Origin of the sequence: Sporosarcina psychrophila, from assembly GCF_001590685.1 — a bacterium.
In the GTDB taxonomy this organism is placed as follows: Bacteria; Bacillota; Bacilli; order Bacillales_A; family Planococcaceae; genus Sporosarcina; species Sporosarcina psychrophila.
The window spans coordinates 4,424,889-4,451,423 of the sequence record NZ_CP014616.1 but is presented as its reverse complement, the minus strand read 5'-3'; the positions used below and the strand labels follow the sequence as shown (position 1 = coordinate 4,451,423).

Here is a 26,535-nt window from a genome sequence, read left to right as displayed (position 1 = left end):
GGGAGAGGTTCGATGGCAAAGTGGATGAAAAACGGATGGTTGTTGTCGTTATTCGCGATAGCGCTAATCGTTGGTGCCTGTTCTCCTAAAGAGACGGCGAAACCGGTAGTAGAAGATGAAAAACCTGAAGAAGTAGCTACAGTTAATCCTTCTGGTGATTTGGCACCGCTTGAAAAACGTGAAAAAGTTGTCATAGCGGAAGATGGGGCGGCCTCTGGTGCAGGTTTCTATATTGCAAAAGAGAGAGGATACTTTGAAGACTATAATATCGAAGTAGAATTTGCTCAGTTTGCAAACAGTGATGACATGCTTCCGGCATTAGCGGCTGGCGAGGTGGATATTGCGGGAGGCGTTTCGACTGCATCTTTCTTCAACGCGATTGCACAGGGAATTGACGTGAAAATTATTGCAGATAAAGGACATAACGTGCCAGGGAAGTCGTATTTTACTCTCGTCATAGGTAATCATATGGTTGACGTAATAAAAGACTATAAAGATTTAAAAGGCAAGAAAATTGCAGTGTCATCACTTAACTCAATTGATTGGTATATCTACGATGAAATGCTTAAATACGCTGGATTAACCGAAGATGACGTTGAATTTGTCCTTATGGGTGATTTTGGTAGTATGCTTGGCGCAATTAGCAGTGGAACAATCGATGCTGCCGTAAATATCGAACCGCTTATCACACAAGGTGTTGAAAAAGGGTTCCACGTCCGATTTGGGGATGCAACTGATTATGCGCCGGAATCTCAAATTGCATTGGTTCTTGGATCACCAGACTTCATGAATAAAGAACAAGATGTTTCGTTACGCTTCATGGCGGCTTATTTGAAAGGCGTCCGCGATTACAACGATGCGTTTATCAAAAATGAGGGAAAAGATGAAATTATCGACATCATGACGAAGCATACAGCATTAAAAGACCCGGCTCTTTGGGAGAAAGTGAACGTCACTGGCCTTGATCCTGATGGCAAGATGTTCATCGATGATATTAAAAAGCAATATGATGCGTACAAAGCAAATGGTGCTATCCGCGGTGATATTGATTTTGATAAAGCGATAGATACCTCGGTAACGGAAAAAGCGGTCGAGACGATTGGAGAATATGTACGGTAATTAGGTTTGCTGAATCGTTAGCAAATATGGAATAGCTCACAACTTCATTGGTTGCGGGCTATTTCTTTTTCACGAATGTAAGTCTTGAAACGATGTGTTTTTTATAGATGCTTGGGAGGGCGTAAACGCAACCTTAGTTTGTCAGTTAATTTAAAATGCGATATACTGGTTTTATGGAAAAAAATAATATAAAACAAATTATTCGACCGACATTAAAAGACCAAATATACGAGTCGCTCAAAAATGCAATTGTCAATTTAGAATTGCAACCAGGACAGCGATTGAATGACAATAAACTTGCGGAACAATTTGCAGTAAGTAGGACTCCGGTGAGAGAGGCATTGAAACGACTGGAAGATGAAGGACTCGTCGAAGCATTCCCGGGCTCTTCGACGCGTGTGACGGAATTGGTTGAAGAGGAAGCAAAACACGCATTTACCGTTGTAGCTGCGCTTCATGCTTTAGCTACAAAATTGGCAGTGCCGAAGATGACGGATATAGACTTTGCAAAGTTGGAGAAAATTAACCACTCATTAGCCGAAGCGCTTGACAGTAAAGATAGTAACCGAGCAATTAATGCTGATGAGCATTTCCACCAAGTTTTTCTTGCGGTTGCGGGCAATATTGAAATTGACAAAGCTCTTGAAAGAATTGTGCCGAAAATTCATCGGCTAACGTTAAAAAAGTTTGATTCGGTGGATAGTTGGACTTCAATCAATCAGCATGAAGAAATTATTACTGCTTGTAAAAAGGCCGACAAAGAAAAGGCCGCACATCTTGTTGAAGATAATTGGCTTACCCTTGGTCGACTACTTTCCGAAGTTGAAAGTTAATTATATAATATAAAAAAGGCGTTACAACAATTCAAGCATTGTTGTAACGCTTTTTTATATTGATTCATTCGAAGCAGTAATGAAGTTTTTTGAATGATTTACGCATTTCAAGTGCTTCTTTCTTGGCAACGTCCAAGTCTTTATTCGATATGAGAATATCGGCGATCAGATTTGCAATCGTCGCCATGTCCTTTTCTTTCATGCCTAATCGTGTCACTTCGATTGTTCCGATTCTGAGTCCGCTCGGCCGATCCCAATCTTCAGTACGATCACTTGGAATTAAGTTCTTATTCGTAATGATGTTTGCCTTCGCAAGTTCATGCCCAACATGAAGACCCCCACCAAATTCTTTCACATCCAGAATCACTTGATGCGTTTCAGTGAATCCTTTATGTGCACCAAGTACAGTGATTCCACGGTCGTGGAATGCTTGACCTAGCGCTTTTGCGTTTTTAACGATTTGTTCCATGTATGCTTCTCCAAACTCCAAGAACTCGGCTGCAGATGCAGCAAGAGCAGCTACACGATTCACTTGATGAGTCGCGGCAAGGGTAGGGAATATAGCATCTGTTAGTGGTTTTGTCAGTTCAGGATCGTTCCAAACGATAATTCCACTTTGAGGTCCGCTGAATGTTTTCCCCGCTGACCCAGTCATCACGCTTGCTCCTTCTTTTAAAGGATCTTGGAATTGTCCTCCGCCGATTAATCCGAGTTGGTGGGCGCCGTCAAAGAATATCTTCCCACCCCACTCTTTCACGATTTCGGACATTTCTTTAATCGGAAATGGGAATAGTGTCATTGACGCTCCAAGTGTTACAAGCTTTGGTTTTAATTCCTTTGCAACTCGTTCGAATTCTATTAAATCAACGGTGAGTTCTTCTGTATTCATAGGAATATCAGCGATCTTCAATCCACGAATTCCGGCAGGTCCATCATGTCTGTTACTAGAATGTCCGCCTAATGGCTGTGCAATCGTCATGATTTGATCCCCAGGTTCGGTCAGAGCTGCATAAACGGCCATATTTCCAATCATACTTGCAACTAGACGATGATCCGCATAATTCGATTTGAATACTTTTTTCAATAACTCTACGCAAAGAGCTTCAATTTCGTCAATATGCTTCGTACCGGCAAACCATCTTTGTTCGGGTCCGATATGACCTTCTGCTGCACGGGTACCGACTTCAGACGCTAGTAAATCACGTACGGTTTGACTTGTAGGAGCTTCGGGGGCTAATAAATTCAAGCACTCCTCTCCCCGCCAAACAGCATTTCTTTCCACTGCGTCTATAACTTCTTGTTGTATTTGAGCGGAAGTATTATTTTCAATGATACTTTTTGCCTTATTCAATGCGGTGACGTCATGGACTTGGAAATCTTGTTTAATAGGTGTAGTTGTGTTCATACTCAAAATCCTCCCTTTTCATAGTAAAGTGAACTTGTAAACCAATATATCACTTTGGGAAACGAGAGTCAACTAGATATTAGAATAGTTTGATTATTTACGAAAGAAAAATGACCTCCAATCCAAATGGAGGTCATCTTAACTTATTATCAGTGTACTTTTAATTGTTTCTTTCTACCAAGTGCAGTTTGGAAACTATGTAATCCCATACCAACAATAATTACTGCGATCCCAAAGAGTGAAAGGGCACCAGGGAGTGCAATGCCGAGAATCAGCATTTCGCCCAGCATAACAAAAATAAGCTGTGTGGACTGTGTTGCTTCTACAGCGGCGAGTTTTCCCTGATCTCCCCTTACGCGGTCAGTGGCCATGAAAAACAAAGTTGTAGCAATGACGCCAGAACTGACACCAACGATGAAAGACTGGCCTAACTGGCTCATAGAAGGGGGACCGACCGTCCATAACGCATAGATGGAAAACCCAATCCAGACTGGAATTGTCATAAGCGTCATACCGAGCACACGTTGAAACGTATCAAGCCTGCCGCCAAGAAGCTCCATCATTTTGCGGTTACCAAGCGGGTAGGCAAATGCTGCTAAAACAACTGGAATGATACCGAGCAGCAACGTACGTGGTTCAACACTTTGTGCGTGCGGAATTTGGATAAGTACGACACCGGCAAAAATAATAAGTGTAATTCCAAGTGAAACAAGCGGGATCTTTTGTCGAATCTTTTTTTCGCCATCCGAGGTTTTCACAATCAACGTAAAGAAAGGGGCGAGCAGGACGCCCGCCACGATTGTCAATTGCCAAGTGCCGGCAAGAAGCCATCCCGGACTGTAAGCTGCCGCGTATGTAAGTGGTGCGTAGAATAAGACAAAGGCCGTTACGCTCCAAATGAAAAACGGGGCGGGTTTATGGACGAATTCCTTCTTCACGTCACCAAGCCCTTTGCGGTAAGCGACGATAGCGAATAAAAAAGGTACCATAAATAAATAGCGTAAGGAAGCACTCCATAGCCAACTTCCCCCCGACAGTTCCATAGATCTGTTCAAAATGAAGGTCACTGCGAAAAAAACGGAGGAAAGGACACCAATCCAAATTTCTTTCATAAGCTACCTCCCTCTTACTTATGCACGTTCTTCAAAAAGTTTCACTGCTTCGATGATGACTTTAGTCGCTTTTACCATGTTATCGACTGAAACATACTCGTATTTCCCGTGATAATTTTCTCCGCCTGTGAAAATGTTAGGCGTTGGTAAGCCCATGTACGACAATTGGGACCCATCTGTACCGCCGCGTACAGGTACGATATTTGGTTCGATATTGAGATTTTTAAATGCATCGGACATGATCTCAACTATTTCCATGACGGGTTCAATTTTTTCACCCATATTGAAGTATTGGTCTTGGATTTCGAGTGTGACCGCATTTTCGCCATAGTCGTTTCTTAGATTGTCAGCTGTTTCAATCATTAGCTGTTTTCTTGCTTCGAATGTTTCACGGTCGAAATAACGGATAATATAGCCGAGGGTTGATTCTTCAATGGACCCGTTGGACTGCATGAGATGAACAAATCCCCCGTAACCATCCGTTTTCTCAGGTATCTCATCTACCGGCATTTTAGCCTGAAATTGGTTGGCTATTAAAATTGAGTTGACCATTTTACCTTTCGCGGTACCTGGGTGAACACTAGTCCCGTGGAATGTTACTTTTGCACTTGCGGCATTGAAGCTTTCATATTGTAGTTCCCCAAGAGGGCCACCGTCCATTGTATAGGCAAATTTTGCTCCGAATTTTTCGACATCAAACTTTTGTGGTCCACGCCCAATTTCTTCGTCAGGTGTGAAGGCAATTCGCAGTTTACCATGTTTTAAGTCTGGATTCGCAATCAAATACTCCATCGCTGTTACGATTTCAGCAATCCCCGCTTTATCGTCCGCTCCAAGAAGTGTTGTCCCGTCAGTCGTAATAAGGGTATGGCCGGCATAATTTTTCAGCTCGGGAAAAGCGTTCACTGTCATGACGATGCTGTCGTTCAGTTGTATGTCTTTGCCATCATAGTTGTCGATACGCTGTGGCTTAACGTTTTTCCCGGTAAAATCCGTGGTCGTGTCGACGTGTGCAAGAAAGCCGATGACTGGCACATCCCGGTCCGTATTGGCGGGAAGCGTTGCAAATAAATACCCGTTATCGTCGAGAGTAATGTCTTCTAGACCGATATTCGCTAGTTCTTTTTGTAATTCGTGCAGAAGGTCCCATTGGCCTGGTGTAGTCGGCGTAAAATTGCTTCCTGCATCTGATTGTGTATCGATTTTTGCATAACGTACAAGACGTTCGATTAATTTTTCTTTCATTTTTAAAAATTCCTCCTAATAATGAAGTACTGATTCATCTATCTTATCAGATTGTTCCGGTTTACGGAATACTTTACAACCCGACTTCCAATGCTAGCTGCTATGAAAACTTGCGCCGCATAATATGTCACCATAACGAATGCATCCCGGTATGGGATTTCCAGAACGAATCGATCGATTGCAAGAACTGAATCAGAGAAAATGAACAGCAGTGCGCCGATAATTGCGAGCGTCATTCGTGTGCGAATAGCCATCCAGCCCATCGTTAAAATAACGCCGATGTAGGCGATGATGGCGATACCAAGCACGGTTTGGCCAGCAGAAAATTGTGAACCGGCAACCCAAATAGCCATACCTGCACCGTAAAGGAGGAGAGGGGCGGCAACCCAGATTGGCATGGGTTTCTTCGCGCCATGACGAAAAGCAAAAATATAAAAAATATGACCAATGAAGAAGGTGATAAGTCCGGGTAAGAACCAATAGATGACGCCATCCGCAATCATGCAAACGAACAGTCCACCGATTATAATCCGTTTGTATGTACGGGAAAATAGAGGTCTTGTCATTAATGCAAATAGGATAATAAGTGCCATCGGAATCAGTTTCATTAAAATTTTGAAGCCGACCGGATCCGCTGGGATAAAGAAAATATAAACGATACCCATTACAATAATTGCAGTGAGCACTAGATTTCGAACCACAAGGAAAACCCCCTTTTCTACTACTTTTCTAGGAATGACAGGAGAAACCCTTTTTCGGTCATGCAGTTTTTGGGTTAGGTCGAGCGTCTTTACCCTTTTTTACTTGGACCGAAGCTCTTCTAAAAAAACGGTGACATGCTTTTTGGCAGCCATCAGGGGGGAGTACAAGGTTGAGAAAATACGCTTTTGTAAAGGGACATCGACTTTCAATTGTACAAGCTTTCCACTATCAAGTTCAGCTTTCACTGTATGAATGGAAACGGCCGCGATACCGAGCCCACATAGAATCGCTTTTTTCACACCTTCATTCGAACCGATAACTGTTTTCGAGGGCTTGACATTACCGATTGACTGAAGTAAATAATCTGTATACTCCCGTGTACCAGAACCAACTTCTCGCATGACCCAGTGAGAAGTTTGGAGGTCAGCTCCTTTAGGGTGGCGAATATTTGTCAAAGGATGTCCGCTTGCTGCGACAAGGATGAGTTCGTCTTCCATGAATGGCTGGATGATAAGCCCTTTTGTTTGCACACTACCTTCGATACAACCGATATCCGACCGGAATTCGCGGACCGCAATTTCGACGTCCTCGGTATTTGCAATTGCAACTTCTACATGCAAATCAGGATATTTATAATGTAGCCTCGTTAGTATCTCCGGCAATACGGACTCCCCAATTGTGTAACTTGCAGCGATGCGAAGAATTCCGCTAACCTCATTATGTTGCCATAAAATTTCTTCTTTTGTTTGCTCTGCGAGATGAAGTAATTGTATCGCACGTTCATACAAAACCACTCCGGCGGGTGTAATGTGAAATGTTTTATTTGCACGTACGAGCAATGAGGCTTTTAGTTCGTCTTCCAAATGTTTGATATGGAGACTGACAGTTGGTTGAGATATGTTTAGTGATTCACCGGCCCTGGTGAAATTCTTTTTTTCAATTACCGCAACAAACGTTTTCAATTCTTCAAGTAGCATGATGATAAGCTCCCCTCTATTAGTAATCTTAATTGATTTTATCATATATCCTCATTTTACTGATCGATAAGATGAGATTATACTATAAGAAATGGAAGAAGGTATGGCTATGAAAAAAGGATTCTGGCTTGGAATTGGACTGACGTTTTTCATCGCAGTCATCGCAAAATTGGCAACACTACTCCCTTATATTTCGTTAATTGGTCCACTTGTTTTTGCAATACTAATCGGAATGTTATGGAATACGTTTTTTCCTGTTCGCGCAGAGTGGGAAGGTGGTATTGAGTTCGCGTCAAAAAAATTATTGCGTGCTGGTATTATCCTTCTCGGCATGCGATTGAATCTGGGCGATATTGCATCTGCAGGATGGCCAGCATTTTTATGGGCAGTGGGCAGTGTTCTAATCGGTATTGGAGCTGTATACGGTATAGCTCGTGCAATTGGGGCTGATAAAACAATCAGTTTTCTAACTGCTTGCGGAACGGGGATCTGCGGTGCAGCTGCCATTGTTGCAGTGGCTTCACAAGTAAAGGCAAAACCCGAGCAGACCGCAATTAGTGTTGCCATCATCGCTATTCTTGGAACGTTATTCACATTTGTCTATACTTTAGTATATCCAGTGTTAGAACTTTCAAGTGAGGCATTTGGCATGTTTGCAGGTGGGACACTTCATGAGATTGCACATGTTGTTGCAGCAGGGGATGTTGGGGGGACTGAAGCACTTGATTTTGCGCTTGTCGTGAAATTGACTCGTGTCATGTTACTCGTCTTTGTTGCAGGAGGAGTAGGAATCTGGATGTCACGGAAGAATAAACAGTCGGCAGAAAAATTCAAATTGAAGACACTTCCAATTCCATGGTTCATTTTCGGTTTCCTTGCAGTGAGTGCGCTGTATACCACGGGGATTGTACCGGAAGCGGTCGCATCAGTATTTGTCACACTCGCTTATCTATTAATGGCGATGTCAATGGCTGGATTAGGTCTGAATGTGAAGTTCGAGGCATTCCGTAGTGCGGGGATGAAGCCATTTGTTGCAGGACTAGGAGGAACGGTTATTCTTGTACTTGTCGGTTATATGTATGCACGTTTTGTATTTTAAACAATATAGAGGCATAGAAAAAAGGCATCGCTATTGAAGCAGATGCCTTTTTCTTATATTTATTAAACAATTGAGTAATTCTTATGTGAAACAACAGTCAGATTTGACGCGGCGCCAATAAGTTCGGCGTCCTTCGATGAGATTTCAACGATGACGGAATTCTCAAGTATTTTAAAAATAGTACCATTTACTTCATGTTCATTACGGACAAATGAAATTTCTTCATCGATTTTGCGCGCTGCGACAAAATCCGACACTTCTTTTTCCCTACGTGGAAAAGCCATTCGAATTCCCCCTATTATCCATTCTCATCTTGCCATCTAATTAAAGAGTGCTTCGGGGAAACCCGCAGCAACAAGTAGATGAAGATGGAAAACAACTAATCGTAAACGATAACACACATGCTGTCTACTATTAGTATACCATATTTCAACGAAATTTGCAGGAATGCAGACTTTAATAGCTATGCTTAAGTTCAGAAACTTTTATCTTAATAAAAGCAAAGGGGTTGACATTATACCTGTAGGGGTATAATGTGTGGGTATAGCTTAAATAAAAGGAAGTGATAGATATGGAATACGATGACAAAGTAAAAAACAGGTTAAAACGAATTGAGGGTCAAATCAAAGGGATTTTAAAAATGATGGATGACAATAAAGACTGTAAAGAAGTAATTACACAATTGTCAGCCTCACGTTCAGCTATAGATAGAACGATTGGCGTTATTGTCAGCTCCAATCTAATTGAATGTATACAACAAATGGATGACAGCGATCCAAGAACACAAGAGGATATTGTAAAAGAAGCAGTAGAACTACTAGTAAAGAGTCGATGAAACAGTGGACTCTTTTCTTTTTAACGCATAGCATACCCTGTGGGGTACCACTAGAAAGGAAGATTTGATTGTCTGAGACGAAAAGAACTACCATTGTATTATTCAGTGGAGATTATGATAAAGCAATGGCGGCATACATCATTGCAAATGGTGCTGCAGCTTATGATCACCAAGTAACGATTTTCCATACATTTTGGGGATTGAATGCACTACGAAAAGAAGAACTAGTCCCAGTAAAAAAAGGCTTGCTAGAAAAAGTATTTGGGCAAATGATGCCGCGCGGTGCAGATAAGATGGGTATTTCCAAAATGAACTTTGCTGGAATGGGTCCTAAAATGATTAAACATGTTATTAAAAAGCACAATGCAATGACACTTCCGCAACTGATTGAACTAGCTGAAGAACAAGATATAAAGCTTGTTGCTTGTACGATGACGATGGATCTTCTTGGTTTGCAGCAGAAAGAATTGATGGATGGTATACAGTACGGTGGAGTTGCTGCTTATCTCGGAGATGCTCAGGAAGGCAATGTAAACTTGTTTATTTAAATTTAATTCAATACAAAAAGCGGGAGGGTTTTAGATGATTGAAATTACACCATTAGAGATTCAAGAAAAGTTAAAAATGAACAAAACGAATCACCATTGACGTGCGTGAAGTAGATGAAGTGAAAGAAAGGAAAATAGCACAAGCAATTCACATTCCGCTCGGATTATTGGAATTCCGTATGCATGAATTGGATAAAGATATTGAGTACACAATGGTATGCCGCTCAGGTGGACGTAGTGGAAGAGCGGTGCAATTGCTTGAGGCGCACGGTTTTAAAGTGGTAAACATGGTTGGCGGTATGAATGACTGGGAAGGTCCAGTGGAATAACATTATTTTTTTACATTTAAAGATACCCATACGGGCATTGGTAGAGGGAGAAGATGACATGATAGAAACGGATTTCGTACTCGATGCAAAGGGGCTGGCTTGTCCAATGCCAATCGTCAAAACGAGAAAGATCATGAAAGAAATGGAACCAGGAAATGTGTTGGAAGTACAGGCAACTGATAAAGGATCTACGGCGGATTTAAAAGCATGGGCTGAGGGTTCCGGGCATGACTACTTAGGCACGACTGAAGATGCAGGAATTCTGACGCATTATGTACGTAAGTCGAGTGGAGAAGAACAAGTTGAGAAAAAACATCCGCATATTGTGTTGAATGAACAACTACAAGCTGTTTTAGAGGAGAACCGTGAAGTACTTGTGCTCGATGTTCGTGAATCGGCAGAATATGCATTCAATCATATTCCAGGGGCTAAGTCTTTGCCGCTTGGGGACCTTGAAAGTGAACTCGGGAATCTTGATAAAGAAGCGGAAATTTACGTCGTATGCCGTACAGGTAGCCGTAGTGATGTAGCTTCTCAGAAACTTGCTGAAGCCGGATTTTTAAAAGTGAAAAACGTTGTGCCTGGCATGAGTGAATGGAATGGACCAACAGAAAAGATTGTGTAATTAATAAATGAAATTACTAGGGGGGGTATACAAATGACAGTTCAACTAATGACTGCAAGTATAATAGCGAAAAAAGTAGTGAATCAAGAACCCTTTTTCATTCTAGACGTTCGTAATGAAGATGCATTTGTGGATTGGAAAATTGAAGGAGAGAACATTCAGTATCTTAATATCCCTTATTTCGATTTACTCGATGGGGTTGAAGAAATCCTGCATCAGCTTCCTGCGGGTCAAGATATCGTCGTTGTCTGCGCGAAAGAAGGATCTTCCATTATGATTGCGGAAATGATTGCGGAAGAAGGGCGTGCAGTTCATTACTTACAAGGTGGCATGAAGGCCTGGAGTGAACATTTGGAGCCAGTGAAAATTGGTGACTTGAAAGACGGCGGAGAGCTGTATCAGTTCGTACGAATTGGCAAAGGTTGTTTGTCATACATGATCGTTTCAAATGGAGAAGCGGCAATTGTCGATGCGACACGAATGACTGATGTATTTCTTGATTTCGCGAAAACGTTGGATGTTAAAATTACGCATATTTTAGATACACATCTCCATGCAGATCATATTTCCGGGGGACGCAAAATTGCAGAAGCCGTCAATGGAACGTACTGGTTGCCTCCAAAAGACGCTAGTGAAGTAACGTTTGCCTATGAGTCATTAGAAGAGGGGCGAACGATTATAATCGGTGATACGACGATTGCCATTCAACCTCTTTATACACCTGGACATACAATTGGATCTACATCATTCATAGTGGACGATACGTATTTACTTTCTGGAGATATCCTATTCATCGATTCAATCGGACGACCTGACCTTGCTGGTTTAGCTGAAGATTGGGTTGGCGATTTACGAGAGTCATTGTACAAACGTTATAAAGAATTGCCAGAGGAACTGATTGTACTCCCAGCGCACTTCATGATCATAGAAGAATTGAATAGGGACGGTAGTGTATCTGAGAAACTTGGTACATTGTTTGCTGAAAATCACGCTTTGAATATTCAAGACGAAGCGGAATTCAGGGACATGGTGACTGGGAATTTACCTCCACAACCGAATGCCTACCAGCAAATACGTGAAACAAATATGGGGAAAATATCACCTGATGAAGAAACCCAGCGTGAAATGGAAATCGGACCAAATCGTTGTGCGGTTAGATAATTTATTGAAAACTAAGGAGAGATTAGTGATGGAATCAAACAAAGTATTAGACGCTAAAGGGTTGGCTTGTCCAATGCCGGTTGTACGTGCAAGGAAAGTCATGAAGGAAATGGAAACGGGTGAAGTGTTGGAGATTCTTGCGACAGATAAGGGTTCCGTCGCTGATTTAGCTGCATGGTCGAAATCCGGTGGGCATGACTTAGTGAAGCATACAGAAGAGGCTGGCGTATTTACATTTTGGATCCGAAAAGGTTAATTTGAAACGGAAGGGTGTCTGCATAGTAGATGCCCTTTCTCCTTTTGAAAGGAGGAAAATGTGGTGGATTTCGCGTTTATTGTGACAATATTTTTAATTGGATTTGTTGGTTCCTTTATTTCAGGAATGGTTGGTATAGGCGGATCAATTATAAAATATCCGATGTTGTTGTATATCCCGCCCCTACTTGGTGTTGCAGTCTTCACCGCTCACGAAGTATCCGGAATAAGTGCAATTCAGGTCTTTTTCGCAACAATTTCAGGTGTATGGGCGTACCGTAAAAGCGGTTATATTAATAAAACGTTGGTTCTTTACATGGGCTCGAGTATTTTAGTAGGTAGTTTTATTGGAGGATACGGCTCGAATTTGTTATCTGAAGGTGCTATCAACCTGGTCTACGGTATATTGGCAACAATCGCTGCGATTATGATGTTCATTCCGAAAAAAGGACTGGATGACATTCCTGTTGATAAAGTTACATTCAATAAGTGGCTAGCAACGTTGTTAGCGTTCATTGTTGGTATTGCGGCAGGAATTGTAGGGGCTGCAGGAGCCTTTATTCTTGTACCAATCATGTTAGTTGTTTTGAAGATACCTACGCGAATGACGATTGCAACTTCTCTTGCGATTACATTTATATCCTCAATCGGCTCGACAATAGGTAAGATCACAACGGATCAAGTGCTGTACGGTCCTGCGATGGTTATGATTGTTGCAAGTATTATAGCGGCACCCATTGGGGCGAAAATTGGTCAAAAAATGAACACGAAAGTACTTCAATGGTTATTGGCACTTCTTATTTTAGGAACTGCTATTAAAATATGGTTGGACTTTTAGCAAGTAATAAAATCCGTTATCACTCATTACGTGGGCGATAACGGATTTTATTTGTAATTGGATACAAGGTGGACAATATGTAAGGGATTCAAGTCTTTACATGCACCATTTGTTTAATGAGTATTGAAAAAAATGAAGTATAGTGAATGTGATAGCGATATTTTTTAAAAAGGGCTTAAATAATATAATTTAAGGGGTGACTTAGATGCGAGCACGAGATTTAGGGTTGAAATTTGAAGGAGAAACGGGATTACATAACGCAATTACTGACGTTCCAGGGGTTACCGTTGGGTATTCAACAATCATTGAAGGGGAAGGTCCATTAGAGGTGGGAAAGGGTCCAATTCGCACCGGAGTAACTGCCATATTGCCACGTGGTAAACAAAATGAAATGAAGCCGATCTGGGCTGGAGCATTTTCGTTTAATGGCAATGGTGAAATGACAGGTACACATTGGATAAACGACGGCGGATACTTTTTAAGCCCGATATGTATTACAAATACGCATTCAGTTGGTACTGTCCACCAGGCGGTAGTCAAATGGATGATAGATAATTATCAAGATCAATTCTTAAATGAACATTTATGGGCTATGCCTGTCGTTGCTGAAACATATGACGGTGTTTTAAATGATATTAATGGGCTTCATGTTAAAGAAGAGCATGTTTTGGCTGCAATACAATCTGCCCAATCAGGCGAATTGAAGGAGGGCAATGTTGGCGGAGGAACTGGGATGATTTGTTACGGGTTTAAAGGGGGAACGGGTACTTCTTCTCGTAAACTAGATATCGATGGAGAGGAATACCACATCGGAGTACTTGTGCAAGCAAACTACGGTAAAAGGGAATGGCTAAAAGTTTCAGGTGTCCCAGTTGGAGAACACTTGACTGAGAATATAGTACACACAAAGGAAATGGGCTCAATCATTGTAATTATCGGGACTGATATTCCAATGTTACCTCATCAACTAAAAAGACTTGCGAAACGTGCATCCATTGGGATTGGACGGAGTGGTAGTCCGGGGGGAAATGATTCCGGTGATATATTTCTTGCATTTTCAACCGCAAATGAAATGTCTATTCATCAAAAGGAAGACCCAATCCTAACTATGAAAGTCACAAATGATCAACAGTTTGACCCGATTTATGAGCAAGCTTGTCATGCGATTGATGAGGCGATTATTAACGCTATGATTGCAGCGGAAAGTATGTCCGCTCTTAAACCAAGCGGGAAAGTAGTTGAAGCTATTGATCATGAACGACTGATGGAAGTGATGAAGAAGTATAATCGTTAATAAATAATAAATGAAGGTGAATGCGTTGGCTCAGCAATTAAGAAATGGATAGGTATGTAGTGGAATAAAAACATCCGGTATCGCTCATGGAATGGGCGATACCGGACTTTTAGATTTATTAGCGAAGCGTTCTTGAAGAAGCTTGTATAATTCCCTTCTTCAATTCTTTGATACCTTCTTTCTTTCGAACAAAGATGAAATAACAAGCGATGGTCAACCCAGCAATGAGCAAGGTAAGTACTGCCTGCACACGTAACGATTCAATGACGAGCATTGCGATAAAGATTCCTGTAATAACGAAAATAGTCGCATACGTTAGATAAGGGAACAACCACATTCTAATTTGAAGTGCTTCAGGGTTTTCACGTTCTAATCTTCTGCGCATTCTTAGATGTGTGAAGGCGATGACAAGATACACTAAAAGTGCGACAGCCCCTGATGAATTGATGAGAAATAAAAATAGTTTATCGGGTGATACGTAACTGAATATGACCGCTATATAGGAAAAAACCGTGCTGAATAAGATTGCTCGAACAGGAACGCCCTTCTTACTCAATTTTAAAAAGGCTTTTGGCGCTTCGCCTTTCTGTGCCATTCCAAATAACATGCGTGAGTTGGCATATAATGCTGAATTTAAACAAGAGAGAACCGCCGTTAATACAACAAAGTTCATGATCTGGGCTGCGGCAGGTATTCCGATATAATCGAGAACGGCAACAAATGGACTGACCAGCAGATTTGCAGAGTTCCATGGCAACAAAGTGACCACGATCGCAATAGAACCGATATAGAAGATAAGAATCCGCCAAATGACACTGTTTGTCGCAATTCGGACCGCTTTCGCCGGATGATCTGATTCGCCAGCAGCAATCGTAACAATCTCGGTACCCATGAATGAGAAAATGACTACTGTAATTCCTAACAAGACGGAACCGAATCCTGTTGGCATGAATCCACCTGCCCCTAAGAGGTTTACTGTTCCAGGTGCAACAACACCTGGATACCATCCGAAAATCACGCAAAGACCGAGGACAAGGAATAAACCAATACTTACAACTTTTATGAGTGAAAACCAATATTCAAATTCCCCGAAAGATTTTACTGAAAAAAGATTTGTCAGTGTTAACAAAATGGTTAAGATTAATGCCATTAACCAAAGTGGGAATTCTGGAATCCAGTATTGCATAATAGCAGCACCGGCAATTGCTTCAATTGCTATAACGACAACCCAGAAGAACCAATATAACCATCCGATTGTAAAACCTGCCCATGGTCCAATCGACTCGGTTGCATATGTAGAGAAGGATCCGCTTGTCGGATGGGCGGCCGCCATTTCACCAAGCATGCGCATAACCAAGACGACAATTGTTCCTGCAAAAGCGTAGGATAGAATCGCACCTGGTCCAGACGCATTAATAACTGCTCCACTTCCGATAAACAAACCTGCTCCGATAACACCTGCAATTGAAATCATACTAATGTGTCGGATCTTTAAATCTGGATTTAACTGTCCCTGTTGATTAGACATATACATTCCCCCTTGTGTAAATAGTTAATTTTTTAAGATGTAAGCGTTTCCAATCATTTGTTATAATATTCTTTTAAGTTGTTAAGTCAATCATACAGAAATAAATCTGAAAATTTGTAGACAAGTTGTAAGATGAAATGAATTTAAATTTTACGGAGTGTAAAATAAGGACTTGCTGCACTATTTTGGTCCGGTCATTGAACATGAAAACCGGTTTGCGTTTAGTAGCGCAACCGGTTTAACTTACTTATTACCTAACAATCGAGAGGTCATGATAGCACCCTCAAGCGCTAGACGCTTAGATGGCTCCATAAAGTCTTCGCCTAGAAGTAATTCCAACTTTTCAAGACGGTGGTACAGTGTTTGTCTAACTATGAAAAGACGGTCTGCAGTCTCTTTTTTCGATCCACCGCATTCGAGATAAACACAAAGTGTTTCAAAGAGGTTGCTTTCCATCTTCAGATCGTAGTCGAAAACTGTTGATAAGTAATCTTGGACATATGTTTCAAGGTAACCGTTGTTCTCCACTAATAGAAGAAGCCTATAAATGCCTAAGTCTTCATAGAAATATGATTTTGTAATGCCAGACTCGCGCATTTTTAAAACATCTTCAGCTTCTTTGTATCCTTTTTTTGCATCCGTAATTTCTTTGTAGACTGTACTTACTCCAAATGTACATCTGGTTCCGTCAATGAAAGTGTTGTCTTTTATGTTAACAATATGTTCAATAATTTGAGAAAAACGATTAGTCTCATCTATCAAGTGATCTGCAGCGATGAAGGATGCAATGATGACAATCTCACTTTTGCTGGATGCAACTGCGGGGAAGAACCCATTACGTTTAAAGAGTGACCGTATCATCATCGAGCGTTGCAGTTTAATCTCTTCCCATTCTTCTTCACCAAGATTCGTTTCGAATGTCTTCATTTGTATGATGAACACTCTGAAGTATGTATTGCGGCTTTTGGAGGGCAAATAGGCATGAAGGTCTTCCTGTTCAAAGGATCTGCCGCTCAATAAATTCCGAACGAATTCATCTTCGTTATTCTGTTTGCGCTCTTCTATTGTTCGGTTACGTAACAAAATTTGAGCGATTGCAAGTGCAGCGCGGTCTAATATGAGAAATGGAAATTCATCCGACAGTTGTTCTGTCACCTCGAGGAATAGATACCCCCAAATTTGTCCTAGCCCACTAACGGGCATTTGTGCAAATTTCTGATCCTTCAGCATGAGGAATTTCTGTCCTGTATTGATCGATGGGGATCTTTCAAGATGGACTCGGATGGTTATTTCCAACTCTTTGATCTCAGACGGATAGTAATAAGGCTTCGTATCATCACTAATGAACAGGATATTATGTCGGAAAAATTGATTTAGTTCTTGTAGGATTTTTAAAATACCGTTGGGTGCAAGAGAAAGTGTAATGAATTTCCTTGATAAGATATCGAGTTGTGAAAGCATCTGATGATGTTGATTAATGATAAATGTATGAAGGTCTTGAGTTATATCGACAAATTTCACAGTTTTTTCGAAGACGATGAATGGAAATGCGTGTTTGTCTGCGAGTTCAATAATTTCAGGTGGAATTAGCTTAAAGTAAGGTCCTACTTCTATACATATACATGCCACATCTTTTTCTATCAGCCTCGATACATACATTAGCTGGCTTGGAAGATCGAGTTGTAAGCCAACGCCTGTCGTAAGAATCATCTCTCCTCCATTTATTAAGGCATCGAATTCTTTTACCTCTAATACATGAGACCATTTTACTTGACGGTCCAATCCTTCTTTTCCTGCAACGACTTTGGCGTGTTTGAATGAGCTTCGTGAAAGAACATCGCGGACAGTAAGTTTTAAGGTATTCATTATAGGTGTAGACCTCCATAACGTTAAAATAATCGCCTAATGATTAGACAAAGTGTAAATTGAAAGTAATCTAAATTATTTGTAAAGTATAATATGAAGTCTAGCGAAGATAGCGTAAAGTAGCAAGAACAATAGAACGGGGGAATGAAAATGATTTTAACGCAGGTAGAAAAGAAGACGCTTACAAACTTCATCAATGGACAATGGGTAAAATCAACGACAGATAAATATGAAGAGGTACCAAATCCAGCGACAGGAGAAATATTGGCCGAAGTTCCTATCTCCACACTTGAAGATTTGAATAAAGCGGTAGAGGCGGCGAAAACAGCATTTGCGAAGTGGAAGAAGGTTGCTGTTCCTCAACGGTCAAGGATCTTATTTAAATACCAGCAATTGTTAATAGAGAACTGGGAATCACTAGCGAAAATCATTACGATTGAAAACGGTAAAAACTATGCTGAAGCGTATGGCGAAGTACAGCGCGGGATTGAGTGTGTTGAATTTGCTGCAGGAGCCCCGACGTTAATGATGGGGTATCAGCTTCCTGATATCGCAACGAACATTGAATCGGGTATGTATCGTTATCCAATAGGCGTAATTGGTGGAATTACACCGTTCAACTTTCCGATGATGGTCCCTTGCTGGATGTTCCCACTTGCAATCGCTAGTGGAAATACATTCATCCTAAAACCATCAGAGCGTACGCCACTTTTGGCGAACCGTCTTGCAGAATTATTGCATGAAGCGGGTCTGCCTGACGGTGTTTTCAATATCGTCCATGGTGCGCATGAAGTCGTAAATGGCATTCTCAATCATCCAGATATTCCGGCCGTGTCGTTCGTAGGTTCACAGCCGGTTGCTGAGTATGTGTATAAAACAGGAACTTCAAATGGTAAGCGTGTCCAAGCATTAGCGGGCGCGAAAAACCATACAATCGTTATGCCGGACGCGGATATGGATTTGACGATCACAAATATTATTAACGCAGCTTTCGGATCCGCTGGAGAAAGATGTATGGCTTGTGCGGTTGTCGTTGCAGTTGGTGATATTGCAGATGAACTTGTCGAGAGATTAGTAGACGAGTCGAATAAACTGACGATTGGTAATGGACTAGAAGAAGGGATTTTCCTTGGACCTGTTATTAGGAATTCACATAAAGACAAGACGCTGGGTTACATCGAATCAGGTATTGAGGAAGGCGCCAAACTATTACGGGATGGCCGTGAAGACAAGTCTACTTCCGAAGGCGGTTATTTCGTCGGTCCGACAATTTTTGATAATGTCACTCAGGAAATGAAAATTTGGAAAGAAGAGATTTTTGCTCCTGTGCTATCTATTGTAAGAGTGGATACATTGGATGAAGCAATCGAACTTGCGAATAAATCAGAGTTTGCAAACGGGGCTTGTTTATTTACAGATAGTGCAAGTGCAATCCGGAAGTTTAGAGAAGAAATTGATGCGGGGATGCTTGGTGTGAATCTTGGTGTTCCAGCTCCGATGGCGTTCTTCCCGTTTTCTGGTTATAAAAAATCATTCTATGGTGACTTGCATGCGAATGGTCGCGACGGAATTGAGTTTTACACACGTAAGAAAATGTTGACTGCGCGTCACTAATACCAGAAATTAATCGTGAAATTAGGAGGGGGTAGAGAAGATGACTACAGCAAAAGAGACTACAGGGTCATTAGTTGAAAAGGACCGGGAGAACGTTTGGCACCATATTTCTTCCTATAATGAAAAGAACCCACCAATGGTAGTGGAGAGTGGGGAAGGAGCTTGGATTACAGATCATAATGGCAATCGTTATCTAGATGGAATGTCTGGACTATGGTGTGTGAATGTCGGTTATGGTCGTGAGGAGCTAGCGCAAGCTGCCTATGATCAGATGAAAAAGATGGCCTATGCACCGATGACCCAAAGTCATGAGCCTGCTATTCTGCTTGCAGAAAAGTTGAATGAAATGCTTGGTGGTGACTATAAAATATTTTACTCAAACAGCGGATCCGATGCGAACGAAGTAGCGTTTAAACTTGCGCGTCAATACCATCAGCAAAATGGGGAACCGTCACGCTACAAATTCATTTCCCGCTATCGTGCGTATCATGGGAGCTCCATGGGGGCACTGGCAGCAACAGGGCAAGCACTGCGGAAATACAAGTATGAGGCACTTGCACCGGGGTTCTTGCACATCGCCCCTCCGGACAATTACCGCAGACCTGCGGGACAGTCAATTGAGGAGTACAACATACAACGTGCCCAAGAGTTTGAAGAGAAAATCATTTGGGAACAGAAGGAAACAATCGCTGGGATTATTATGGAACCGCTTATTACAGGAGGCGGTATACTCATCCCACATCCAATCTACTTGGAAAAGGTTCAGGAAATCTGTACACGCCACGGTGTACTGCTAATTGTTGATGAAGTCATTTGTGGATTCGGCAGAACTGGGAAAGACTTTGGTCATCAGCATTTTAAGTTGAAACCGGACATTATTACGATGGCAAAGGGACTAACGAGCGCTTACTTGCCACTTTCGGTTACGGCTATTCGAAAAGATATTTATGAAAAGTTCGATACAGGAGAAGATAACAGTCATTTCCGGCATGTTAATACATTTGGCGGGAATCCTGCGGCTTGTGCAGTCGCGTTGAAGAATCTTGAAATCATTGAGAGAGAAAATCTTGTTGAACGGTCGGCTGAGCTTGGCGAGCGCCTTCTAAAAGAGTTGGCTTGCTTATTGGATCATCCTTTTGTTGGCGATATTCGCGGGCTCGGATTCTTGTTAGGCATTGAACTTGTAGAGAACAAAGAAACGAAAGAACCTGCTGCAAACGCCCGTGTTGCGAAAATCATTGGCGAATGTAAGGCGAATGGACTTATTATTGGAAGGAACGGCGATACAGTTGCTGGCTATAACAATATTCTAGCGCTAAGCCCACCGCTGTCTTGTACCGATGAAGACGTGGACTTTATTATTGCGGTTATGAAGAAAGTGTTCAATGAAAATGCATGAGTTAGGATGAGATTTTTAATCTTGCTAAACCAAAAACGGAGAACCTCCAATTATAGGGGTCCTCAGTTTTTGGTTTTATTTTTTCTAAAGACCATTGAAACGCGCTTCTCGCTACGCTCTTTCATACGCTGAAAATTCTCGAGATGTTTCCAAATGGCGATTGCAAATAACAAAGTTGCTATTACGACTGGCCAGTATCCGTCTGCCAATACTGCCATCGCGATGAGCGTGACGTAGAGCATCAGCACACCAAACACGAGAAAGTCTGTTACTAGCGCTACGACGACAAATAATGCAAAACCAATGAGCCCGATCTGCCAGTCGATTGCAAGCAGTACACCAATTATTGTCGCTGTTCCTTTTCCACCGTTAAAGTTCATATAAAATGGAAAGTTATGCCCAATAACGGCTGCGGCGGCTGTAAGAAATAAAAGTAAAGCCACAAAGGCTTCTGAAAATCCTGCGTTTTCTGCGAAATAGTGCACAAGTAAGACAGCTCCTGCACCTTTACTGATATCGATTACTGCAACTAATGCGCCGAACTTCTTCCCGAGAACAATGGTCGCATTCGAGGCACCGGCATTTTTCACACCGGTTTCTTTCAAGTTAACGCCGGATATTTTCTGCGCAACAACTGATCCATGCAGGCAACCAACTGCATATCCCCATAAGAGCACGCCTACAATCCATAACCACATATCAAGTTCCTCCTAAAATAACGGTAGTCTAAGTGTAACATTCCACATAGACACAAGTTTCAGAAATATTATTCGGTAAACTATTGACAAAGTATTGAGATATCTACTATACTATGTCACAAGATGGAAAACTGAATATCACAAACTCTTATCAAGAGCGGCGGAGGGAATAGGCCCTGCGATGCCCGGCAACCAGCAAGTGACTAACTTGCAAAGGTGCTACTTCCTACAGATTCGTGCGAACGGTCTGAAAGATAAGGGGAGGAATAAGCGAAAGCATAACCCTCTTCTTAAGCGAAGGGGGTTATTTTTCATTCCAAAAATACCCCTAACGTCTCCGCCCATTACAATCACATCCATCTAAAAAAACTCTGGAGGTAATGACGATGACAAAACTTCAACCCGAAACACTTCTTCTGCACGGTGGACAAAAACCGGATCCTGTAACAGGTTCACGCGCAGTTCCAATTCATAGAACCTCATCTTTTGTATTCCGTGATACAGAACATGCTCAAAAACTATTTGCACTACAAGAAGCAGGCAACATCTATACACGAATTACAAATCCAACTGTTGCAGTTTTTGAAGAGCGTATTGCGCTTCTTGAAGGTGGTACGGCGGCAGTTGCATTCTCCTCAGGTATGGCAGCTATCGCTTTCTCTATCTTGAACGTAGCTGGTGCTGGAGATGAAATTGTCGCAGCAAGCAACTTATATGGCGGTACTTATAATTTATTCGCCGCTACACTTCCGCGCTACGGTATCAATGTAAAGTTTGTCGATGCAACAGATCCTGAAAACTTCCGTGCAGCAATTACAGATAAAACAAAAGCAATATTCGCAGAAACAATCGGTAACCCGAGTCTTCATGTACTCGATATTGAAGCGGTTGCGGACATTGCGCATGAAAACGGTCTACCGCTTCTTATTGATAGTACATTTGCTTCGCCATATGGTTCGAATCCTATCGAATTTGGTGCGGATGTTGTCATCCATTCCGCTACAAAATGGATTGGCGGACACGGTACCACGATCGGTGGAGTTGCTGTTGATGCGGGTACATTTGACTGGACGCAAGGGAGGTTTCCTGGCTTCACAGAGCCTGATGCGTCATATCATGGTCTCCGTTACGGAATTGATACAGCAGCGGCGGCATTTGCGACTAAACTACGCGTTCAACTATTGCGTGACTTCGGACCTTGCTTAGATCCAGATAGTGCATTTAATTTCCTCCAAGGACTTGAAACACTGCATTTGCGTGTGACAAGACATAATGAAAATGCCGTTAAAGTAGCGGAGTTCTTGAAAAAACATCCATCTGTCGAATGGGTAACATATACAGGCAACGAAGATCACCCATCTTATGACCTTGCGAAAAAGTACTTGAAAAACGGCTTCGGTTCCATTATTGTATTTGGTATTAAAGGTGGACGGGATGCAGGCCGGAACGTGATTGATAACGTCAAAATCTGGTCGCATGTTGCGAATGTTGGGGATGCAAAATCACTAATTATCCATCCAGCTTCAACGACGCATCAGCAGCTTGGGCCTGAGGACTTGAAAAAATCAGGTGTGACTGAAGAATTGATTAGACTATCGGTGGGCCTTGAATCCGCGGAAGATATTATTACAGACCTTGCACAAGCAATCGAACTAGCGGTACCAGTAACAGTATAATTTTTTGGTGACAAGAAAGGGCGTGACAATCGTGGAGACGGGGATAGTGGAAATCGGGCATCTGGTATTGGAATCAGGAGTCGTCTTGGTAAATGTACAGCTTGCCTATGAAAGAACGGGCAGGTTGGATGCACCCCATGTACTTGTTTGTCATGCCTTGACAGGAAGTCACGTGACAGTTGGAACGGATGACTATCCGGGTTGGTGGAGCGGTCTTGTCGGCAAAGGAAAAAGTATCGATACAAATGAATTATCCGTTATCTCTTTTAACGCACTTGGCGGAAGTGACGGATCAACAGGACCGTTAACTGTAAATCCGGACACAGGCGAGCTGTATAGAAATTTATTTCCAGAAGTAACGATTCGAGATATGGTGCATGCAGAACGGAGAGCGCTGACGGTATTAGGTGTCAATCGATTAAGGGCGGTCATCGGGGGTTCGCTCGGTGGCATGCGTGTACTGGAATGGGGCATTATGTATCCCGAGGGTATGGATATTCTTTTCCCGATGGCGGTGACACCACAATCAACTAAAATTGGGAACATGGAATCTCCTTTTGGGAATAACAGAAATGACATGGAGAGCTTCTACCCCTTAATCCGTGCCATGAATACGCATGACATCGGCCGTGGTCGAGGAGGCGTTGAACTAGCTTCCCGCCTGATATCTGCAAAAGTGGTGGCGTTTGCGTTTACACACGATCCGATGTATCCGACGGATGAAATTCGAACGTTCGCCTATATGATTCCCAACTCTATATATTGTTTGGTCAATACAAAACATGGCTATGAAAGTTTTTTAACGGAATTTGAAAAATGGGGACTCATCATCAAACAGTCCATGGAGGTGGCGTTATGGCGTCAATCAAAGTCGCTCTACTTGGCTTCGGCACTGTAGGTGAAGGGATTTATAGGATTTTGAATGAAAGGAAAGAAGAGATTAAGCGGGAAATGGGCTGTACAATCGACATTGTTTCCATTTTGGTCCGGGATAAGGAGAAAGAACGTCTAGCGACACCTGGAACGAAGATAACGGATGACATTCAAGAAATCCTGTTAAATCCGGACATTGACCTCATATTTGAGGCGATTGTTGGAGAAGAACCCGCTTATACGTTTCTTTCGGATGCAATAGAAAAAGTTTTTCATATAATAACTGCGAATAAGACCATGTTTGCGAAACATGGTCCGGCGTTACTAAAACATGCGGAGTTCCGTGGAGTTTACGTTGGGTATGAAGCAACGACGGCGGGTGGCATACCGATTATCCGTACGGTGACAAACTTGTTACCGACAGACCGGGTGTTACGAATTAGAGGTATTTTGAATGGCACTTCCAACTTCATCTTAACGAAGATGCGGGAAGAGGGAATTCCATTTAAAGCCGCGCTTCACGAAGCACAGACGCTTGGCTATGCGGAAGCGGATCCGACGGACGATATAAGTGGCAAAGATGCCTTTCGGAAACTGATGATTTTGAGTGCACTTGCATTCGGTACGCAACCAAATTGGCAAGACGTTTCGGTTGTTGGAATCGACAAGATTACTATTGAAGATGTGGCGGATGCATCTAAGGCTAAGCTTCGTTATCGGCATGTCGCTGATATTTTGATTGACGAAAAGGGGACATTGCACGGAAGTGTTGGCCCGGTACTTATCGGAACTCATCATTCGCTATATGGTGTCGAAGGTGTGGACAACGCAATCATCGTTGAAACTGACTATCTCGGTGCCTTAACACTTGTCGGTCCGGGTGCAGGTATGTACCCAACGGCAAGCGCAATGGTCGGAGACTTCCTTCAAATGATTGGAAAACGTGAAAAGGTTCTTGTTAATAGTTAAGAAAAAGCGATTCCATTTATGGAATCGCTTTTTCTAGTTATTATTTTAATTTCATCAACTTTAATTCGGCTTTCAACGCTTTGAGCAACGCGACAACCATGAGCAGCATGACGAAAGAGAAGGGCAATGCAGCGATGATGATCGTGTTTTGCAAAGCGGTGAGGCCGTTGACAGATAGCAAAATGAGCGCAATTGTCGATTGGATAACGCCCCAAATGAGCTTCACATTATTCGGCGGTGTCAACGAACCATTCGTTGACTGCATGCCAAGGACAAATGTTGCTGAATCGGCTGAAGTAACGAAGAACGATACAATCAATAAAATTGCGAAGACTGATATCATGAACGACATTGGCATAACATTGAACATTTCGAAAATCGTCAGTTCTGTACTGGATTGTGTCAAGTCGACAAGCCCTTTTTTCTGGATATCAATCGCTGTCGTTCCAAACGCTGAGAACCAGAATGTAACCAGCAAAGTAGGTGCAGCAAGTACGCCAATCATGAACTCCCTGATTGTACGGCCTTTTGAAACACGGGCAATGAACATACTGACAAACGGTGCCCATGAAATCCACCATGCCCAGTAGAATATTGTCCAGTCGTCAAGCCATTTCCGGTCGGTAGAGTCCAATGGTGCTGTACCGAAACTCATTTGGACAAGGTTTGAAAAGTAGCCGCCAAATGAATCAGTGAACATATTGAAAATGAGTAATGTCGGTCCAAGAACGACGATAAATCCAAGCAGTGCAAGAGCAAGGACTAAATTTGTATTCGATAAATATTTTATGCCCTTACTTAATCCTGACCATGCAGATGCAACGAACAGGACCGTGACGATTGCGATGATGACAAATTGTGAAAAGATATTGATCTCAACACCAAATAAGTAGTTTAGGCCTGCATTAATTTGAACAGCGCCGAAGCCGAGTGATGTAGCAACGCCGAATGCTGTTGCGAAAACGGCGAGTACATCGACGAGAGTACCCCATGGTCCAACCATTTTTTCACCGAATATCGGCTTCAATGTTGCTGAAATTAATCCCGGTTCCCCTTTGCGGAACTGGAAGAAGGCTAAAGATAGCGCAATGACTCCGTACATGGCCCATATGTGAATCCCCCAGTGAAAGAAAGATTGACGTAAGGCTTCTTTGAAAGCAGCATCCGTATTTGGATCTTCCGAAGCAGGACTGATTGCAAAGTGTGATAATGGTTCAGCGGCACCATAAAAGACTAGGCCGATACCCATCCCGGCGGAAAACAGCATGGCAACCCATGTAACTGTTGAAAACTGCGGACGGTCCGTATCTTTTCCAAGCCGGATTTTTCCGTATGGACTGACGATGAAAAAGAAACTGAGCGCTAACATAAATGACATGAGCAGCATATAGTACCAACCGAAAGACGACGCAACAAAGTTTCGGACATTCGTTGTAACAGCCTCAAAACTTTCAGGTGCAAACGCGCCATATCCGACGGTCAAAATAATCAGACCAATTGTGATGTAAAAGACATTTGAAATTTTCTTCATAATT

The 26,535-nt window shown here is 42.2% G+C and carries 25 protein-coding genes, 1 pseudogene and 1 riboswitch; of the genes and pseudogenes, 16 read left to right on the top strand and 10 right to left on the bottom strand.

Annotation, left to right across the window (positions count from 1 at the left end; genetic code table 11):
- The first annotated feature begins 24 nt into the window (after positions 1-24).
- Both AZE41_RS20815 and AZE41_RS20810 read left to right on the top strand, forming a co-directional pair.
- Positions 25-1,119, top strand: a complete 1,095-nt coding sequence (locus tag AZE41_RS20815) for an ABC transporter substrate-binding protein (RefSeq protein WP_067214099.1) — start codon at positions 25-27, stop codon at positions 1,117-1,119.
- 173 nt (positions 1,120-1,292) lie between these two features.
- The gene (locus AZE41_RS20810; RefSeq protein ID WP_067214098.1) at positions 1,293-1,952 is read left to right on the top strand and encodes a GntR family transcriptional regulator; all 660 of its coding nucleotides are present in this window, start codon (positions 1,293-1,295) and stop codon (positions 1,950-1,952) included.
- Positions 1,953-2,016: 64 nt separating this feature from the next.
- Here AZE41_RS20810 and AZE41_RS20805 read toward each other — a convergent pair whose 3' ends face one another.
- The 5 genes from AZE41_RS20805 to AZE41_RS20785 all read right to left on the bottom strand — a co-directional run bounded on the left by AZE41_RS20805 (position 2,017) and on the right by AZE41_RS20785 (position 7,438).
- On the bottom strand, positions 2,017-3,357 hold the full coding sequence (locus AZE41_RS20805) for a serine hydroxymethyltransferase (RefSeq protein ID WP_067213595.1): 1,341 nt from the start codon (positions 3,355-3,357) through the stop codon (positions 2,017-2,019).
- A gap of 149 nt (positions 3,358-3,506) precedes the next feature.
- On the bottom strand, positions 3,507-4,469 hold the full coding sequence (locus tag AZE41_RS20800) for a DMT family transporter (RefSeq protein WP_067213594.1): 963 nt from the start codon (positions 4,467-4,469) through the stop codon (positions 3,507-3,509).
- A gap of 18 nt (positions 4,470-4,487) precedes the next feature.
- Positions 4,488-5,714 carry a peptidase T gene (gene pepT / locus AZE41_RS20795; protein WP_067213593.1) on the bottom strand — a complete coding sequence of 409 codons (1,227 nt, stop codon included), beginning with the start codon at positions 5,712-5,714 and terminating at the stop codon, positions 4,488-4,490.
- A gap of 38 nt (positions 5,715-5,752) precedes the next feature.
- A complete protein-coding gene (locus AZE41_RS20790; protein ID WP_067213592.1) occupies positions 5,753-6,415 on the bottom strand; it encodes a lysoplasmalogenase in 663 nt (220 codons plus the stop codon).
- Between the two features lie 99 nt (positions 6,416-6,514).
- Complete coding sequence (locus AZE41_RS20785; RefSeq protein ID WP_082786761.1) at positions 6,515-7,438, bottom strand: LysR family transcriptional regulator; 924 nt, start codon at positions 7,436-7,438, stop codon at positions 6,515-6,517.
- 46 nt (positions 7,439-7,484) lie between these two features.
- Between AZE41_RS20785 and AZE41_RS20780 the strand changes: the two genes are divergently transcribed.
- Complete coding sequence (locus AZE41_RS20780; RefSeq protein ID WP_067213590.1) at positions 7,485-8,492, top strand: YeiH family protein; 1,008 nt, start codon at positions 7,485-7,487, stop codon at positions 8,490-8,492.
- 62 nt (positions 8,493-8,554) lie between these two features.
- Here AZE41_RS20780 and AZE41_RS20775 read toward each other — a convergent pair whose 3' ends face one another.
- Positions 8,555-8,776 (bottom strand): DUF2187 family protein, encoded by a 222-nt coding sequence (locus tag AZE41_RS20775; protein ID WP_067213589.1) that lies wholly within the window; start codon positions 8,774-8,776, stop codon positions 8,555-8,557.
- A gap of 287 nt (positions 8,777-9,063) precedes the next feature.
- On the opposite strand from AZE41_RS20775, the gene AZE41_RS20770 reads away from it, so the two are divergent.
- The 8 genes and pseudogenes from AZE41_RS20770 (at position 9,064) to AZE41_RS20735 (ending at position 14,377) form a co-directional block, all read left to right on the top strand.
- Positions 9,064-9,327 carry a metal-sensitive transcriptional regulator gene (locus AZE41_RS20770; RefSeq protein WP_067213588.1) on the top strand — a complete coding sequence of 88 codons (264 nt, stop codon included), beginning with the start codon at positions 9,064-9,066 and terminating at the stop codon, positions 9,325-9,327.
- A gap of 68 nt (positions 9,328-9,395) precedes the next feature.
- Entirely contained in the window at positions 9,396-9,875 is a 480-nt protein-coding gene (locus AZE41_RS20765; RefSeq protein WP_067213587.1) for a DsrE/DsrF/DrsH-like family protein, read from the top strand.
- A 34-nt stretch (positions 9,876-9,909) separates the two neighbouring features.
- A pseudogene (locus AZE41_RS22940) lies at positions 9,910-10,204 on the top strand (rhodanese-like domain-containing protein).
- Between the two features lie 58 nt (positions 10,205-10,262).
- Positions 10,263-10,829: a sulfurtransferase TusA family protein gene (locus AZE41_RS20755; RefSeq protein WP_067213585.1), complete on the top strand. Its 567-nt coding sequence runs from the start codon at positions 10,263-10,265 to the stop codon at positions 10,827-10,829.
- A gap of 33 nt (positions 10,830-10,862) precedes the next feature.
- Positions 10,863-11,990 carry an MBL fold metallo-hydrolase gene (locus AZE41_RS20750; RefSeq protein WP_067213584.1) on the top strand — a complete coding sequence of 376 codons (1,128 nt, stop codon included), beginning with the start codon at positions 10,863-10,865 and terminating at the stop codon, positions 11,988-11,990.
- A 28-nt stretch (positions 11,991-12,018) separates the two neighbouring features.
- Positions 12,019-12,246 carry a sulfurtransferase TusA family protein gene (locus AZE41_RS20745; RefSeq protein ID WP_067213583.1) on the top strand — a complete coding sequence of 76 codons (228 nt, stop codon included), beginning with the start codon at positions 12,019-12,021 and terminating at the stop codon, positions 12,244-12,246.
- A 63-nt stretch (positions 12,247-12,309) separates the two neighbouring features.
- Complete coding sequence (locus AZE41_RS20740; RefSeq protein ID WP_067213582.1) at positions 12,310-13,083, top strand: sulfite exporter TauE/SafE family protein; 774 nt, start codon at positions 12,310-12,312, stop codon at positions 13,081-13,083.
- Positions 13,084-13,288: 205 nt separating this feature from the next.
- Entirely contained in the window at positions 13,289-14,377 is a 1,089-nt protein-coding gene (locus AZE41_RS20735) for a DmpA family aminopeptidase (protein WP_067213581.1), read from the top strand.
- A 118-nt stretch (positions 14,378-14,495) separates the two neighbouring features.
- Here AZE41_RS20735 and AZE41_RS20730 read toward each other — a convergent pair whose 3' ends face one another.
- Together AZE41_RS20730 and AZE41_RS20725 are read right to left on the bottom strand one after the other, a co-directional pair.
- Positions 14,496-15,905, bottom strand: coding sequence for an amino acid permease (locus AZE41_RS20730; RefSeq protein WP_067213580.1), 1,410 nt, complete (start codon positions 15,903-15,905; stop codon positions 14,496-14,498).
- Between the two features lie 243 nt (positions 15,906-16,148).
- A complete protein-coding gene (locus AZE41_RS20725) occupies positions 16,149-17,771 on the bottom strand; it encodes a PucR family transcriptional regulator (RefSeq protein ID WP_067213579.1) in 1,623 nt (540 codons plus the stop codon).
- 150 nt (positions 17,772-17,921) lie between these two features.
- Between AZE41_RS20725 and AZE41_RS20720 the strand changes: the two genes are divergently transcribed.
- Complete coding sequence (locus AZE41_RS20720; RefSeq protein WP_067213578.1) at positions 17,922-19,385, top strand: CoA-acylating methylmalonate-semialdehyde dehydrogenase; 1,464 nt, start codon at positions 17,922-17,924, stop codon at positions 19,383-19,385.
- Positions 19,386-19,425: 40 nt separating this feature from the next.
- A complete protein-coding gene (locus AZE41_RS20715) occupies positions 19,426-20,784 on the top strand; it encodes an aspartate aminotransferase family protein (protein WP_067213577.1) in 1,359 nt (452 codons plus the stop codon).
- Between the two features lie 62 nt (positions 20,785-20,846).
- Here AZE41_RS20715 and AZE41_RS20710 read toward each other — a convergent pair whose 3' ends face one another.
- The gene (locus AZE41_RS20710) at positions 20,847-21,482 is read right to left on the bottom strand and encodes a glycerol-3-phosphate acyltransferase (RefSeq protein WP_067213576.1); all 636 of its coding nucleotides are present in this window, start codon (positions 21,480-21,482) and stop codon (positions 20,847-20,849) included.
- Positions 21,483-21,627: 145 nt separating this feature from the next.
- Positions 21,628-21,743: riboswitch (SAM riboswitch) on the top strand.
- Between the two features lie 125 nt (positions 21,744-21,868).
- Between AZE41_RS20710 and AZE41_RS20705 the strand changes: the two genes are divergently transcribed.
- Genes AZE41_RS20705 through AZE41_RS20695 form a run of 3 tightly spaced genes read left to right on the top strand, consistent with a single transcriptional unit; the run spans position 21,869 to position 25,000 of the window.
- Positions 21,869-23,158 (top strand): O-acetylhomoserine aminocarboxypropyltransferase/cysteine synthase family protein, encoded by a 1,290-nt coding sequence (locus tag AZE41_RS20705; RefSeq protein ID WP_067213575.1) that lies wholly within the window; start codon positions 21,869-21,871, stop codon positions 23,156-23,158.
- Positions 23,159-23,189: 31 nt separating this feature from the next.
- Positions 23,190-24,056 (top strand): homoserine O-acetyltransferase family protein, encoded by an 867-nt coding sequence (locus tag AZE41_RS20700; protein WP_082786759.1) that lies wholly within the window; start codon positions 23,190-23,192, stop codon positions 24,054-24,056.
- Positions 24,014-25,000, top strand: coding sequence for a homoserine dehydrogenase (locus AZE41_RS20695; RefSeq protein ID WP_067213573.1), 987 nt, complete (start codon positions 24,014-24,016; stop codon positions 24,998-25,000). The genes AZE41_RS20700 and AZE41_RS20695 overlap by 43 nt, the downstream gene beginning before the upstream one ends.
- Positions 25,001-25,040: 40 nt before the next feature.
- Here AZE41_RS20695 and AZE41_RS20690 read toward each other — a convergent pair whose 3' ends face one another.
- The gene (locus AZE41_RS20690; protein ID WP_067213572.1) at positions 25,041-26,531 is read right to left on the bottom strand and encodes a BCCT family transporter; all 1,491 of its coding nucleotides are present in this window, start codon (positions 26,529-26,531) and stop codon (positions 25,041-25,043) included.
- Positions 26,532-26,535 lie beyond the last annotated feature (4 nt).